The 15,287-nt window shown below is 61.7% G+C and carries 12 protein-coding genes; 6 read left to right on the top strand and 6 right to left on the bottom strand.

The genetic code is table 11. The features are described from left to right. Positions 1 to 56: 56 nt before the first annotated feature. From cobA to K7431_RS21850, 5 genes are all read right to left on the bottom strand, one after another. A complete protein-coding gene (gene cobA, locus K7431_RS21870) occupies positions 57 to 800 on the bottom strand; it encodes a uroporphyrinogen-III C-methyltransferase (protein ID WP_015885345.1) in 744 nt (247 codons plus the stop codon). Positions 801 to 826: 26 nt separating this feature from the next. Then, positions 827 to 2,497, bottom strand: coding sequence for a bifunctional protein-serine/threonine kinase/phosphatase (locus K7431_RS21865; RefSeq protein ID WP_015885344.1), 1,671 nt, complete (start codon positions 2,495 to 2,497; stop codon positions 827 to 829). Then, positions 2,497 to 3,708, bottom strand: coding sequence for a nitrate/nitrite transporter (locus K7431_RS21860; RefSeq protein WP_043205751.1), 1,212 nt, complete (start codon positions 3,706 to 3,708; stop codon positions 2,497 to 2,499). The genes K7431_RS21865 and K7431_RS21860 overlap by 1 nt, the downstream gene beginning before the upstream one ends. A gap of 209 nt (positions 3,709 to 3,917) precedes the next feature. Then, complete coding sequence (locus K7431_RS21855; RefSeq protein ID WP_015885342.1) at positions 3,918 to 4,493, bottom strand: ANTAR domain-containing response regulator; 576 nt, start codon at positions 4,491 to 4,493, stop codon at positions 3,918 to 3,920. A 13-nt stretch (positions 4,494 to 4,506) separates the two neighbouring features. Next, complete coding sequence (locus K7431_RS21850) at positions 4,507 to 5,733, bottom strand: CmpA/NrtA family ABC transporter substrate-binding protein (RefSeq protein WP_043205750.1); 1,227 nt, start codon at positions 5,731 to 5,733, stop codon at positions 4,507 to 4,509. Positions 5,734 to 6,007: 274 nt separating this feature from the next. On the opposite strand from K7431_RS21850, the gene sctC reads away from it, so the two are divergent. From sctC to K7431_RS21830, 4 genes are all read left to right on the top strand, one after another. Then, positions 6,008 to 7,453, top strand: coding sequence for a type III secretion system outer membrane ring subunit SctC (sctC, locus tag K7431_RS21845; RefSeq protein WP_015885340.1), 1,446 nt, complete (start codon positions 6,008 to 6,010; stop codon positions 7,451 to 7,453). Between the two features lie 156 nt (positions 7,454 to 7,609). After that, positions 7,610 to 8,029, top strand: a complete 420-nt coding sequence (locus K7431_RS21840) for a winged helix-turn-helix domain-containing protein (protein ID WP_043205749.1) — start codon at positions 7,610 to 7,612, stop codon at positions 8,027 to 8,029. A gap of 31 nt (positions 8,030 to 8,060) precedes the next feature. Continuing rightward, a complete protein-coding gene (locus K7431_RS21835; RefSeq protein ID WP_279615280.1) occupies positions 8,061 to 8,483 on the top strand; it encodes a transglycosylase SLT domain-containing protein in 423 nt (140 codons plus the stop codon). Positions 8,484 to 8,569: 86 nt separating this feature from the next. After that, complete coding sequence (locus K7431_RS21830) at positions 8,570 to 9,595, top strand: quinone-dependent dihydroorotate dehydrogenase (protein WP_015885338.1); 1,026 nt, start codon at positions 8,570 to 8,572, stop codon at positions 9,593 to 9,595. Positions 9,596 to 9,727: 132 nt separating this feature from the next. On the opposite strand, the gene rmf is transcribed toward K7431_RS21830, so the two are convergent. Next, the gene (rmf, locus tag K7431_RS21825; RefSeq protein WP_002553055.1) at positions 9,728 to 9,943 is read right to left on the bottom strand and encodes a ribosome modulation factor; all 216 of its coding nucleotides are present in this window, start codon (positions 9,941 to 9,943) and stop codon (positions 9,728 to 9,730) included. A gap of 532 nt (positions 9,944 to 10,475) precedes the next feature. On the opposite strand from rmf, the gene rlmKL reads away from it, so the two are divergent. Both rlmKL and K7431_RS21815 read left to right on the top strand, forming a co-directional pair. Continuing rightward, positions 10,476 to 12,740: a bifunctional 23S rRNA (guanine(2069)-N(7))-methyltransferase RlmK/23S rRNA (guanine(2445)-N(2))-methyltransferase RlmL gene (rlmKL, locus tag K7431_RS21820; RefSeq protein WP_043205747.1), complete on the top strand. Its 2,265-nt coding sequence runs from the start codon at positions 10,476 to 10,478 to the stop codon at positions 12,738 to 12,740. 141 nt (positions 12,741 to 12,881) lie between these two features. Further along, the gene (locus tag K7431_RS21815) at positions 12,882 to 15,278 is read left to right on the top strand and encodes a sensor domain-containing diguanylate cyclase (RefSeq protein WP_043205745.1); all 2,397 of its coding nucleotides are present in this window, start codon (positions 12,882 to 12,884) and stop codon (positions 15,276 to 15,278) included. Positions 15,279 to 15,287: the final 9 nt, after the last annotated feature.

Raw genomic sequence — 15,287 nt, 5'->3', positions numbered from 1 at the left:
TGAGTGGTAGAAAAAAGCCCGGCTTAGGCCGGGCTTTTTTTCGCCTGCGATTTGCCTCAGGCGCGTACGGCTTCTGCGAGGTAGGCGGCCTGTTCGGCGGCGGCAACACGGCCGATCACCAGGATCGCGGGGCTCTTCAGGGCAAATGCCTGTGCATCTTCATACATCCGGGACAGCTCGCTGCGGCATTCCCTTTGTTGGGGCAGCGATGCGTTTTCGATCATCGCCACCGGCATATCCGCCGCCATCCCGCCGTCGAGCAATTGCTGACGGATCTCCTCCAGCTTCGCTACGCCCATGTACACCACCAAGGTGGTCCCGCCCTCTGCCAGTGCGCGCCAATTCAGGCTGCTGTCGTCCTGGGTGTGCGCTGTGACCAGGGTCACGCCGCGACTCACGCCGCGCAACGTCAACGGAACCGCGCAATTCGTCGCGCCCGCCAGCCCCGCCGTAATCCCGTTGACCAACTCCACTTCGACACCTCGTTCACGCAGCCAAACAGCTTCTTCGCCACCGCGCCCGAAAATGCATGGGTCGCCGCCCTTCAGGCGCACCACGCACTTGCCTTGACGGGCATAGCGCAGCATCAGGCGGTGAATAAAGTCTTGCGGCGTTGAGCGGCAGCCGCCGCGTTTGCCGACGGTGATCACTCGTGCCCCGGCGCAATGCTCCAGCACGGCCGGGTTGACCAGATCATCGATCAGCACCACGTCGGCTTCGTGCATGGCCCGTACGGCCTTGAGGGTCAACAGTTCTGGGTCACCGGGACCTGCGCCTACCAGCCAGACTTTCGCGTTCATGTGTTTTCCCTCGTGTAGAGATGACGTCAGCGGTGAAAGAGTGAATACAGCAGCACCAGATTGATCAGCAGCGAAGCCAGCGCCAGGGTCCGCCAGACTTTCAATGGCTCGCGCTCCAGCAAAGGCCTGGGCCGGATGCTCAGTTCCTGGCGGTCTGCCTGTTCCAGCACCCGCAACCATTCCTCGGCGGTTTCATATCGATGCTCAGGCTGGGCGGCCACGGCTCGCTCCAGGCTGAGCGGCAGCCAATCCGGCAAGTCGGGGCGATAACGGCTGGCGCTGACCGGCTGGGTAAACTTGGGGCGTTGGAAGGCCTCGATCTCACCGTAGGGGTAATGCCCGGTCAGCAGGTAATAGAGGGTGACGCCGACGCTATATAAATCCTGTTGAGCGGTAGGAGGGTCACCATTGAATGCCTCGGGTGCGATAAAGCTCGGCGTACCAGGCAGTACGTGAGCGCGGTCCTCCGAAAGGCCGGGGCAGTAGGCCAGGCCGAAATCCAGCACCCGCAGTTCACCGTCGTCCCCTTGCAGCAGGTTTTCCGGCTTAATGTCGCGGTGCAGGATTTGCCGTCGATGCAGCATGCCCACCGCCCGCAGCAAGCGCTCGGCAATGGACTGCCACTGCGCCAGGGGCAACGTACCCTGTTGCTTGAACACTTCAGCGAGGGTTTGCCCTGGGTATTCACGCATGACGTAGTACAAATGCTGACGCCCGCTGGCGGGATGGACTTCAGGAAAGGACCGCCCGGCGACGCGTCGTAAAAACCACTCCTCCGACAACAACGCCTGGCCGGCGTCGCTGTCATCGTCGCGGCTCAACGGCAGGGTTTTCAGCAGCCAGGGTTGCTGTTGGGCATCCCGCACTCGGTACAGCAACGACTGTCGGCTTTGCGCCAGCACGGTTTCTACCTGCCAGCCTTCAAAACGTTGTCCGGCCCTCAAGGCTGGCGGCAGTGGCCATTGCTGTAATTGCACCAGCGCATCGCCCAACGTGGCCGCGCCGAGGGTGTCCACGCGCACCAGCAGGGCGCTGGCGTTGTCCTGGCTGCCCGCCAGGTGCGCGGCGTTCACTAGCGTGTTGACCGCCAGATCCAAGTCCGTTTGTTCGCGCAGGATGGCGCTGATGCTGTGATCGCCCAGGGTTGCCCACACGCCGTCACTAAGCAGCAGGAAGCACTCGCCTTCGCGCAATTGGCCATCCAGGAAGTCCAGCACCAGGTGCTGGTCCAGGCCCAATGCGCGCTTCAGCACGTGTTGCATGCCCGGCTGTTCCCAGACGTGATCCTCGCTGATGCGCTGCAACTCACCGTCCAGCCAGCGATACGCCCGGCAATCCCCGACATGTGCCAGGGTAAAGCGCTGGCCGCGAAACACCAGGGCGCTGAGGGTGGTCAGCAAAGGCTGGCCACCCCCATTGGCTTGCAACCAGCGATTCTGTGCCAGCAGCAAACGTTCCAGGGCCTGGGCCACGCCCCAGGTTTGCGGCGTGGCGTAGTAATCCAAGGCCAGCGCCTGCAAGGTCGAGCGCGCGGCCAAGCCACCATCGGCACACTGGCTTACGCCGTCGGCGATGGCGCACAGGTAGCCTTTGCTGGCCGCCAGTTCGGCCACGGGCGTCACCACCCGCAGCGCGTCCTGGTTTTCCGTGCGTGGACCGATGGCACTGGCCTGGGCGACGCTCAGTTGCAGGCTCATCAGACGCGGGCAGCCGTCACAGCGGCCGAACCCCAGGTGGTTCTCCAGCGACGTTTCACGCCATGCAGGCCAAACCAGGCCAACACGCCCAGGCTGGCAAACAGCCACAGCGCCATTTGATAGCTGCCGGTGCTTTGTTTGATCGCACCCATGCCCGCCGCTAGCGCGAAGCCGCCGATGCCGCCGGCCATGCCGATCAGGCCGGTCATCACGCCGATCTCACGCCGAAAACGCTGTGGCACCAGTTGGAACACCGCGCCATTACCTGCCCCCAGGCCGAGCATGGTGCAGACGAACAGGGCCAGCGCCGCGTAGGAACTCGGCAGGTTGAAGCCCACCGCCGCGATGCAGATCGCCGCTACGCTGTACATGCCCAACAGGGTCCGGATCCCGCCGAAACGGTCCGCCAGGGCGCCGCCCAGTGGGCGCATCAGGCTGCCGCCGAACACGCACGCGGCGGTGTAGTAGCCGGCGGTCACCGGGCTCAGGCCGTACTGGTCGTTGAAATAGCCGGGCAGAGCGCTCGCCAGGCCGATAAAGCCGCCGAAGGTCACGCTGTAGAAAAACATGAACCACCAGCTGTCACGGTCGCCCAGCGCCTTGAAGTAGTCGGCCATGGACTTGGCTTTGGGCCGTTCAGGGGCGTTGCGGGCGAGCCAGGCAAAGACGATCAGGGTCAGCACCAGTGGGATCAATGCGAAGCCGAAGACGTTGCTCCAGCCAAATGCGGCGGCCAATACCGGCGCCAGCAATGCGGCGAACACCGTGCCGGAGTTACCTGCACCGGCGATGCCCATGGCTTTGCCCTGATGCTCGGCCGGGTACCACTGGGACGCCAGCGGCAGTGCAACCGCAAACGACGCGCCGGCCATGCCCAGGAACACGCCCAGCAACAAGGCTTGCTCGTAACTGTGGATGCCCAGTTTCCAGGCGCCGAACAAGGCGCAGATGACTATCACCTGTCCAATCATGCCGGCGGTCTTGGGCGAAAGTTTGTCCGCGAGCATGCCCATCAAGAAGCGCAGCACCGCACCGGCGAGAATCGGCGTCGCCACCATCAGGCCGCGCTGCTGGGTGGTGAGGTGCAGGTCGGCGGCAATTTGGATTGCCAGTGGGCCAAGCAGGTACCAGACCATGAAACTCAGGTCGAAATACAGGAAGGCGGCAAACAGGGTCGGGGTGTGCCCGGATTTCCAGAAGCTTGATTTCATCACGCACCTCAACGGTTGGGAGTCTTGTAAGAAGGCCTGGTGATGGAACAGCCGGCTAAGGCCGCCCCACCGGCCCCGTTTCCGGGGCCAAAACAAAAAAACGCCGCCACCGGGTTCGCGAGGGCAAACCGGGTGTGCGACGTCTTTGTCGTGGAGGGGCAACCGCCGTTGGCTACCTGTGATGTTTACTTAGCAAGAGCTGCGCCAAATCAGCCAAGCAACTCACTCATGGCGATAATCTGCTCCGCTACCTGGATCAGCTTCTGCTGGCGGCTCATGGCCTGGCGGCGCATCAGCGTGTATGCCTCTTCCTCGTTGCAGTCCTTCATTTTCATCAGCATGCCCTTGGCCAGCTCGATGCGCTTGCGCTCGGCGAGCTGTTGGTCCCGCGCCTGGAGTTGGGCGCGCAAGGCCTGGTCGCTTTCGAAGCGGGCCATGGCCACGTCGAGGATCGGCTGCAGGCGCTGGGCCTGGATACCTTCGACGATGTAGGCGCTGACGCCGGACTTGATCGCCTGGCGCATCACGTTCGGGTCGTGTTCGTCGGTAAACATCACGATGGGCCGAGGTTGATCGCGGCTGACCAGCACCACTTGCTCCATCACATCGCGGCCCGGTGACTCGGTATCGATCAGGATGACATCCGGGCGCACCGTTTCGACGCGCGCGGGCAGGTCGATGGTCAGGCCGGACTCATCGATCACCTCAAAACCGGCTTCGATCAGCGCTGCCCTGAGACGGCCGACCTTGCGCGGGGTGTCGTTGATTAACAGGATTCGCAGCATGGACGTCCTCCTGTCAGCGCAAGGCTTGGCGGTGGGTGTGATCGGCCAGGGCATGCAGGCGGAAGCTGCGGGCATAGCTGGCGGGGTCGGAGCCGTCCCAGATTTTGCCGTCGATCAGTTGGCTGCTGCGCATGTCCTGGTCTTTCGTGGTGATACCCAGCGCCTCGGCGGCCTGGCGATAGAGCCCAAGTTGCTGCACCTGGCGTGCGACACCGAGGTAGTCGGGGTCTTCGCGCAAGAGGCCCCAGCGTCGGAATTGGGTCATGAACCACATGCCGTCGGAGAGGTAGGGCAGGTTGACGTCACCACCGGCGAAAAACCTCAGGGCGTGCGGATCCTGCCACCGGTTGCCCAGGCCGTCGTCATAGGCGCCCAGCAGGCGCGGTTCGATGCAATCGAGCGGGGCGTCGAGGTACTCGCGGCCACTGAGCAATTGCGCGGTGGAGCGGCGGTTTTCGCTGCTCGCTTCGATAAACCGACTGGCTTCCAGAATCGCCATCACCAGTACACGCGCGGTGTTGGGGTACTGTTCGACAAACGCCTGGGTGCAACCGAGCACTTTTTCCGGATGATCCGGCCAGATCGTCTGGGTGGTTGCCAAGGTAAATCCTTGGTTTTGCTTTACCGCGCTGGCACACCAGGGTTCGCCGACGCAAAACCCATCGATGCGCCCGGCTTGCAGGTGCGCCAGCATTTGCGGTGGCGGCACCACCACGCTGTCCACATCCTGTAATGGATGAATCCCTTGGCTCGCCAGCCAGTAATAGAGCCACATGGCGTGGGTGCCCGTAGGAAAGGTCTGGGCGAAGGTCAGTTTTGTTCGGCTTTGGTGCACGTGACGGTCCAGCGCCTCAGGAGTGATCACCCCTTGCTGCTGCAAACCGTGGGACAGGTTGATGCTCTGGCCGTTCTGGTTGAGTCCCATCAGTACAGCCATGTCGGTGGGCGCGACGCCGCCGATGCCCAGGTGCACGGCATAGATCAACCCGTACAGGCTGTGGGCGGCATCCAGTTCGCCGCTGACCAGTTTGTCGCGCAGGTTGGCCCAGGACGATTGACGCTTGAGGTTCAGGGTCAGGCCGTAAGGTTGAGCGAACCCTTGGGTGGCTGCCACCACCATCGAGGCGCAGTCGCTCAGGGCCATGAAGCCGAGGTCGAGGCTGCTCTTTTCCGGGGCATCACTGCCGTTGACCCAGGCCAGCGGGTCGTTCATCGGGCTGTTGCCAACCGAATCGTTCATCTACACCTACCTTTTCATTCAAAAAAAAGCGTCGTTCCCCCAGATGGCGATGTAAGCCACTGCGAGTAACGACGCCTTTGTCTGTCAGCTCGCGCCGCCGTTGGTGCGTGCTCTGATACCGAGTTCATAGCAAGGCACATGCCACGGGCGGTGCGCCTCGGGCAGCCATCAACTTTCCATCAAGATTGAAACCGGGGGGCCTTTCAGTATGGCGGCACTCTCAATGCCAGACTGCCCAGGAATCCCCCCGGTGTACGCCGACTTCATTGCAACGATGCCCCGTCTCTGGCTGTGCCGTCGGTTGTTGTTTACCGTGCTGCTTGCCGTGCTGGTGTCGGAAAGTGCGCTCGTCTGGGGCGAGCTTTACCAGGCGCAGGACGAAAGCCTGCATACCGTGTTCACCGCCCTGTCGGAGCCGCTGGGGTTGCCCATCGTTGTCAGCGCCGCGGTGGCGCGCAAACGCGTCAGCGCAGCGCTTGATTTCGAGACGCCGCAGCCGGCCCTGGAGGCGCTTGCACTGCAACAAGGGTTGATCTGGTACAGCGACGGTCAAGCGCTCTATGTCTATGACGCTGACGAGGCGAAAAGCTCTGCGGTGACCTTGCGGCATATTTCCGTCGACAGGCTGCGTAGCCTCATGCGCCGATCGGGTCTCGATGAGTCACGCTATCCCTTGCGTGAAAGTGGAGTGCGCACATTTTATGTGTCCGGCCCACCAAACTATGTCGACCAAGTGCTGCGCCTGACCCAATTGATGGACCGGCAAAGGGCCGATCTGCGGGTGGGCAAGCAGGCTTTTGGCGTGGTGCAGGTGCTCAATACCGATGTGGCCGACCGACAGTACGGCACGAGCGACAGCCCGGTCACCCTACCGGGGATGGCGTCGATGATCGAAACCCTGCTGGCCACTGAGCACCAGGGGATGCTGGCCGACAAGAGCCTTGGCGTGATTGCCTACCCGGATAGCAACAGCCTACTGATCAAGGGCAAGCCGGCGCAGGTGAGTTTCATCCAGAAACTGGTGGCGGAACTCGACATACCCAAGCGATCGATCGAAGTCTCGCTGTGGCTGGTGGATCTGGAGCGCGACGAACTGAAGAAGCTGGGCATGGACTGGGGCGACGACACCAACACTTCGACCACGCGTGTCCTGGCGCCCGTGGACGACAGTCACTTGATGGCCAGCATCGGCGCATTGGAGCGTCGGCGGCGGGCGACGGTGGCGACATTGCCGGTGATTCTCACCCAGGAGAACGTACCCGCGGTGTTTCAAGATAACCACACGTTCTATATGCCACCTCCCGGAAGTGACCGAACTGACTGGAAACCTGTGCGTTATGGCACCCAGGTCAGCGTACTGCCGCGTTTTGCCGAGGCTAACCAGATCGAGATGCGCCTTGAGGTTCAGGACGGACGCCAGATGAGTGAGGCGCCGGGGCGTGAAAAAAACACGGCGGTGGGGCGAGTGGGTGTCAACAGTGTGGTGCGTTTACCTCCAGGCAGGCGCCTATGGCTGGGCGCGTTTAACCGCAAGTCAGAAGGGCGAGGGCGTCCGGCCCAAGTGCGGCTATTTGTGGTCCAGGCCAGAGCCGTGGGCGGCGAGTTGAAGGACGCGGTCGAGCGCGCAGGCCCACCCCCCTTGACGGCTGCGCAATACGACCGTGTTCAACGTGCATTTGTACGGCCGGAGCGTGATCTCGCACCTGCATCAGGTGAATAGCGAAACGTCTTACAACATGACTTTGAAAAGCGCTGCGCGTATGAGCCTTTTCCTAACGTGAGCGGCGAGGCAGGCTCTATATAGTCGTGACATCGGTACTTGAGCCAGAAATGGAAATGGGGACTTCAATGTCATTCGTCGGAGGTCGAGGTGGTAATGGCCGTCATGGATAATGGAGGGACGGCCATTACCCTGTTTTTTTCGCATTGGGCCTTGTATGACGATGGTCGCCTGATCGGCGAGGGGTCGGACGACCAGTTACCGCCCAAGGAACTGCAGGTGTTGCGATTGCTGCTGGAGTCCGAGGGCGTTTTGATGACCAAGGATCGGTTGTTGGAGCTGGCCTGGCCCCAGGGGGAGGTCGCCGAGGAGTCACTGACACGCTGCATATACTCGCTGCGCAAGTACCTTGGCGCCGACAAGGGGTTTATCAAGACGATATACGGTCGTGGCTACCGTTTTACCTGCCCGGTGAGCGTCGAAGGGCATGCGCCGGGTCATAGGGCGCATGTGTGCTCGGTATGCGGCCAAGTCAGCCATGGCGGGTTAAAGCGTGGTTCGGTAACCCGTGGCTAGGTTCTGGAGCAAGGGCTGGGTGTTGAGTGTGATGATGACCAGCAACCAGGCGCTGGCCTATTGCTGGGAGGAGGCGGCCAGTCACTACAATATCGAGCCGGAGTTACTGCAAGCGATCGCCGCCGTAGAGTCGGGTTATCGGGCGCAAGCGATGAATCATGCCAACCGTAATGGCACCCGAGACATCGGTCTGATGCAGATCAACAGTATCCACTTGCCTCGCCTGCTCAAGCAGGGCATTACCGAGGATCGGTTGCTCAATGAGCCCTGCCTGTCGGTGGAGGTGGGGGCTTCGATTCTCGCCGAGTTCATCCAGCGCTTTGGCTACAACTGGACAGCGGTAGGGTCATATAACGCAGGGACGGGGGCCGGGCCCGAGCGTGAGGCGTTGCGCATGCAGTATGCACAGAAAATCTGGGCGTATTATGAGCAACTGGTTGCGCATCGCTACTGACGATTGAGGTTCACGCCTCGCACGCTCCCTATCACCCCGGCTATAATCGCCGCCACCTTTCGCCGCCATCCGAGTCTAGCCCGCCCATGTATACCCTGGCCCGCCAGCTGTTGTTCAAACTCTCCCCGGAAACCTCCCACGATCTGTCCCTGGACCTGATCGGTGCCGGTGGTCGCCTGGGGCTCAATGGCCTGGTTTGCAAGGCACCGGCAAAGGTGCCGGTATCGGTGATGGGGCTCGATTTCCCCAACCCGGTCGGGCTCGCGGCTGGCTTGGATAAAAACGGTGCGGCCATCGATGGTTTTGCACAGTTGGGTTTCGGCTTTGTCGAGATCGGCACCGTGACCCCGCGACCACAACCGGGCAACCCCAAGCCGCGTATCTTCCGCCTGCCGGAAGCCGAGGCGATCATCAACCGCATGGGGTTCAACAACCTGGGCGTTGATCATCTGTTGTCGCGGGTTCAAGCGGCAAAGTACCAGGGCATCCTGGGCATCAATATCGGCAAGAATTTCGATACCCCGGTTGAGCGTGCAGTGGATGATTACCTGATTTGCCTGGACAAGGTTTACGCCCACGCCAGCTATGTCACCGTTAACGTCAGCTCACCCAATACCCCGGGCCTGCGCAGCCTGCAGTTCGGCGACTCGCTCAAGCAATTGCTCGAGGCTCTGCGCCAGCGCCAGGAAGACCTGGCCGTGCGCCATGGCAAGCGCGTGCCGTTGGCAATCAAGATTGCCCCGGACATGAGCGACGAAGAAACCGTACTGGTGGCCCAGGCCCTGGTCGATTCCGGCATGGATGCAGTCATCGCCACCAACACCACCCTCAGCCGCGTCGGTGTCGAAGGCCTGGCCCATGGCGACGAAGCGGGCGGCCTGTCGGGTGCGCCAGTGCGTGACAAGAGCACGCATATTGTCAAGGTACTGGCTGCCGAGCTGGCCGGGCGCTTGCCGATCATCGCGGTCGGCGGCATTACCGAAGGCAAGCACGCGGCGGAGAAGATTGCTGCCGGCGCGAGCCTGGTGCAGTTGTACTCCGGCTTTATCTACAAGGGGCCGGCACTGATTCGCCAGTCGGTGGATGCGATTGCAGCCCTGCCCAAAGCCTGAGAAACCCTAAACAGCGCCCATTAAAAAGGGCTCCTCAAAAGGAGCCCCTGGGCCGAAGCCCGCCGCCTGGATAGGGCGTGCGTGGTTAAGTCGTTACATATTCGTGGTGGTGTCGGAATTTATTGCCCTTGATTAGCCGACGGCGTGAAGTTCGTTGAGTCTGTGGATGCCCGCAGTGCCAGTCATACCGTCCCAGTTGTCGCCGCGTCCTTCTCGCCAGCCGTTGATCCAGGCTTGGCGTACCGACGGTAGAGTAAATGGGCAAAGCTCACGGGATTTGCCATGAACGCCATATTGATATCCGCGTAAAAATGCTCTTTCCAACGGATCACGCTTAAGTCTTCTCATAGGGTGTTTCCCTCACTTGTTGACTGTCTTGATATCCTTCGGCCTCGTCTGAGGCCGGGCAGAGTTTTTCTGCCGTTGGTGGGCTCGCTGCCGGCGTGGCGAGCCTAGGTGTCGGCGTCGTTACGGCGCCAACCTGTGTTGAGTTCTAACCAATAGGTCACATGGATTCAATGATCGTTTTGTCATAAGCACGTAACGATAACGATGCTATAGCCATAAGCTGGGATGGCTTTTCGCCCCTTTTATTGGGCAAAGCCAGCTATGATGCACCCTGCAAAGAGGATGGGTTTAATCCTTTAGTGAGAATGTCCGCCCGTTGCGGTCGGTTATTATTCGACGAAGGGTCGGAATATTTCTTTTTGTTGCTGCAAATTCTCTCTCTGCCCCGTCGATAAAGGCCCAAGGGCTCGTTAGACGGGGTGGGACGGCACATTCGTGCCACGCGAGCACTCTTCAAGAAAAGTGCTTGATTGAAAACCGAGCCGGCGATGCGTCGCCCGTTCATTTATTGCTGAAAAGCCTGGATTGCCCCATGTCGGACCGTTTTGAACTCTTCCTCACTTGCCCCAAGGGCCTCGAAGGCCTGCTGATCGAGGAAGCCGTCGGGCTTGGCCTTGAGGAAGCCCGCGAGCACACCTCGGCCGTGCGCGGCATGGCCGACATGGAAACCGCCTACCGCCTGTGCCTCTGGTCGCGACTGGCCAACCGCGTGCTGCTGGTGCTCAAGCGCTTCCCGATGAAGGACGCCGAAGACCTCTACCACGGCGTACTGGATATCGAGTGGGCCGACCACATGGTGCCGGATGGCACCCTGGCGGTTGAGTTCAGCGGCCACGGTTCTGGCATCGACAACACCCACTTCGGTGCGCTGAAGGTCAAGGATGCGATCGTCGACAAGCTGCGCACCCCGGCCGGCGAGCGCCCGTCCATCGACAAGATCAACCCGGACCTGCGCATCCACCTGCGCCTGGACCGTGGCGAAGCCATCCTGTCCCTCGACCTGTCCGGCCACAGCCTGCATCAGCGTGGCTACCGCCTGCAGCAGGGCGCGGCACCGTTGAAGGAAAACCTGGCCGCCGCGATCCTGATTCGTTCGGGCTGGCCGCGCATTGCTGCCGAAGGCGGCGCGCTGACCGACCCGATGTGCGGCGTCGGTACCTTCCTGGTCGAAGGCGCGATGATTGCTGCCGATATGGCGCCCAACCTGAATCGCGAACTGTGGGGCTTCACCACCTGGCTCGGTCACGTCCCGGCGCTGTGGAAGAAGCTGCACACTGAGGCGACTGAGCGCGCGGCCATCGGCATGAACAAGCCGCCGCTGTGGGTGCGTGGCTATGAAGCTGATCCTCGGCTGATCCAACCCGCGCGCAACAACATTGAGCGCGCCGGCCTGAGCCACTGGATCAAGGTGTACCAGGGCGAAGTCGGTACCTTCGAGCCGCGCCCGGACCAGAACCAGAAAGGCCTGGTCATCTGCAACCCACCGTACGGCGAGCGCCTGGGTGACGAAGCCAGCCTGTTGTACCTCTACCAGAACCTCGGCGAGCGTTTGCGCCAAGCGTGCATGGGCTGGGAGGCGGCGGTGTTCACCGGCGCGCCGGACCTGGGCAAGCGCATGGGCATTCGCAGTCACAAACAGTATTCGTTCTGGAACGGCGCGTTGCCGTGCAAATTGCTGCTGATCAAGGTCAACCCTGACCAGTTCGTCACTGGCGAGCGTCGCACCCCGGAGCAGCGCCAGGCCGAGCGTGAGCAAGCCGCTTACGATCAAGCCCCGGTCGAGCCGCAAGAGCGTCAGTACAACAAGAACGGCAACCCGATCAAACCCGCCCCGGCACCGGTGGTCGAGCAGGCGCGCCTGAGCGAAGGCGGGCAGATGTTTGCCAACCGCCTGCAGAAGAACCTCAAGCTGCTGGGTAAGTGGGCCAAGCGTGAAGGCGTGGATTGCTACCGTGTGTACGACGCCGACATGCCGGAATATTCCATGGCCATCGACCTGTACCACGATTGGGTCCATGTACAGGAATACGCCGCACCGAAGTCCATTGACCCGGAAAAAGCCTCCGCGCGTATGTTCGATGCCTTGGCGGCGATTCCCCAGGCGCTGAACATCGACAAGAGCCGTGTGGTGGTCAAGCGTCGCGAGCGTCAGAGCGGCACCAAGCAGTATGAGCGCCAGAGCGCCCAGGGCAAGTTCACTGAAGTCAGCGAAGGCGGCGTGAAGCTGCTGGTCAACCTCACCGACTACCTGGACACCGGCCTGTTCCTCGACCACCGTCCGATGCGCATGCGCATCCAGAAGGAAGCGGCCGGCAAGCGCTTCCTCAACCTGTATTGCTACACCGCCACCGCCAGCGTGCACGCGGCCAAGGGCGGCGCGCGCAGCACTACCAGCGTCGATTTGTCCAAGACTTACCTGGACTGGGCGCGTCGCAACTTCTCCCTCAACGGTTTCTCCGACAAGAACCGTCTGGAGCAGGGTGACGTGATCGCGTGGCTGGAGGCCAGCCGTGATGAGTTCGACCTGATCTTCATCGACCCGCCGACCTTCTCCAACTCCAAGCGCATGGAAGGCATCTTCGACGTACAGCGCGACCACGTGCAGTTGCTCGACTTGGCCATGGCCCGCCTGGCGCCGGGTGGCGTGCTGTACTTCTCGAACAACTTCCGCAAGTTTGTGCTCGAGGACAACCTCAGCGAGCGCTATGCGGTCGAGGAAATCAGCGACAAGACCCTCGACCCGGATTTCGCGCGTAACGCGAAGATCCACCGGGCGTGGAAAATCACCGCGCGCTGATCGCCGTCACCCAAAGCCGCAAGCCTGGATTATTCCGGCCTTGCGGCTTTTTTACGCTGGTCAAACGCTGGGTCGGTAGCTATAACTTAAGGCCTAGCCAAAGTGACACCCCCCCGCAGGCTGGCGTTGTGAGTGTTGCCTATGCCGTTGCAAGCCGTTCGCCCGAAAATCCTAGGCTTTATCAGTGAGCAGGCGTCGGCTTGGCTGGTGGCATTGGTGGTGTTGCTGGCAGGGTTTACCCTGACGGCAATCGTCGCCTGGGCCGCGTCCGACCTTTATCAGCAACAGGTGCGCCAGCGCTTTCAGTTGCTGGTCAACGAGCGTTATACCCGCTTGCAGGAACGCTTCGAAGACCAGGAGCAACGCCTCAACAGCCTACGGCGTTTCTTCGTCAATTCCGACGAGGTGTCCCGTGAAGAATTCGACGGGTTTGCCCTGCCCTTGTTGTTGCGCGCCCGCGCTTACTCCTGGGCGCCCCGCGTGTATCGCGAGCAGCGCGAGCAATTTGAGCAGACGGTGTCCGACCAGCGCGGCACACCCTTTGTTATCCGTGAATTGAATTCGGCCGGTGAACTGGCGCCTGCGCCCGAGCGCGATGAATACGTGCCGGTGCTGTACAGCCAGACTCAAAGCTTGCTGGGGGCGCCGCTGGGCTTTGATCTGCTGGCCCAGCCGGTGCGGCGCTCGGCCCTTGAGCGTGCGCAGAAGACCGGCAAGCTGGCGGTCTCTCAGCCGATGCAATTAGTGGGGGTCGAGCCGGCTTATTCCACCGGGGTTTTACTGGTCGCGCCGGTGAGCCGCCTGCCCACATCCGAACAGTCCCAGAATGAGCCCTATGGCTACGTGATGGCGGTGATCAGCATGCGTCAGCTGGTGGCCGACGGTTTGCCCAAGCCCGACCGGGACAACCTGACGATGCAGATAGTCGATACCTCCGACCTGCAAAAGCGCGTGCTCTTCGAGTCCGGCACGGTTGTGTCCGACAGTGACCTGGTCGGCGCGCGTCGTCTCACCTTGGGCGATCACGTGTACGCCTTGAGCCTGCGTCCGAGCCAGGTGTTCGACCAAGCGAACCACTCTTCGCTGTCCACCGTCTTGACCATGGGCGGCCTGCTCAGCCTGCTGCTCAGCGCCTTGCTCTATATGCTGGTGAGCCAACGCCAGCGCGCGTTGAAATTGGTTGAGCAACGTACCGTACAACTGCGTCTGCGCGAGCAGGAATTGCGCGGTGCCCATGGTCAGTTGCGCAGCGTGCTCAACGCGGCCACGCAGGTGGCGATTATTGCCACCGACCTGCGCGGCATCATCAACACCTTCAATGCCGGTGCGGAACAGATGCTGGGGTTCCAGGCCGAGCACGTGGTGGGGACATATACCCTGGAAAGCCTGCACCTGGCGACGGAGTTGGAAGTGCGTGCGGCCAGCTTGAGTGTGGCCTTGGGCAAGCGTATTCCGGCGAGCCAGGCCATGCTGGTGGAAAGCCCTGACAACCTGCACGAAGCCCGTGAATGGACCCTGATCCGCCAAGACGGCAGCCCGTTGACGGTGAACATGTTGGCCACGGTGTTGCTGGACGACCACGGGTTGTGGATCGGTCACCTGGCGATTTACCTGGACATCACCGAACAAAAGCGCGCTTACGAGGCCTTGGCTGCCAGGGATCGCCTGCTCAAAAAACTCAGCGCCCATGTCCCCGGCGGAATCTTCCAGTTCACCCTGGAGCCCCAGGACAACTGGAAATTCATCTACGCCAGCGATGGCATGCGCGACATCTATGAAATCGAGCCCGGTGTGTTGCAGCAGGATGCGAAGAAGGTCTTCGAGCGTATTCACCCGCTGGACGCGGAACGGGTACGCGCCTCGATTCGCTTGTCGGCATTGCAGTTGAGTCATTGGCGCGAGGAGTACCGGGTGCAGTTGCCGCAACGCGGCCTGCGCTGGATTCGTGGCGAGGCGACGCCGGAAGAGTTACCCGCAGGCGGCACGTTGTGGCATGGCTACGTGTCGGATATTTCCGATCTCAAACGGGTGGAGGAGGAGCTACGCGCGCTGTCCATCACCGACTCATTGACCGGCATCCACAACCGCCGCTATTTCCAGGATCGCCTCAAGGCCGAGATGGTGAGGCTCAACCGCACCTCGGGGGCATTGTCGGTGATCATGCTTGATATCGATCACTTCAAGCGTATCAACGATCAGCACGGGCATGCCGTTGGCGATGGGGTGTTGCAGGAGCTGTGCAAACGCATCAGCCAGCGCCTGCGCCGCACCGATGTGTTCTGCCGCCTGGGCGGTGAGGAATTCATGGTGCTGTGCCCTCACACGGACGGCGACCAGGCCTACAGCCTGGCGACGGAGTTGTGGGCGTCGCTGCGCAGCGCGCCGATGGAGCCGGTCGGCATTGTCACCGCCAGCTTTGGCGTGGCCAGCTGGCGGGTGGATGAAGGTATCGACGGGCTGTTGCTGCGCGCCGACTCGGCGGTGTACGTGGCCAAGCAGGGCGGCCGCGACCGGGTCGAAGCGCCCCCGGTTTGCTGACCGGCCCTG

It is taken from the genome of Pseudomonas fluorescens group sp. (assembly GCF_020093335.1).
Classification (GTDB): Bacteria; Pseudomonadota; Gammaproteobacteria; order Pseudomonadales; family Pseudomonadaceae; genus Aquipseudomonas; species Aquipseudomonas petroselini.
Note: the sequence above shows the minus strand (reverse complement) of the source record. Positions and strands in the feature narration are given on the sequence as shown.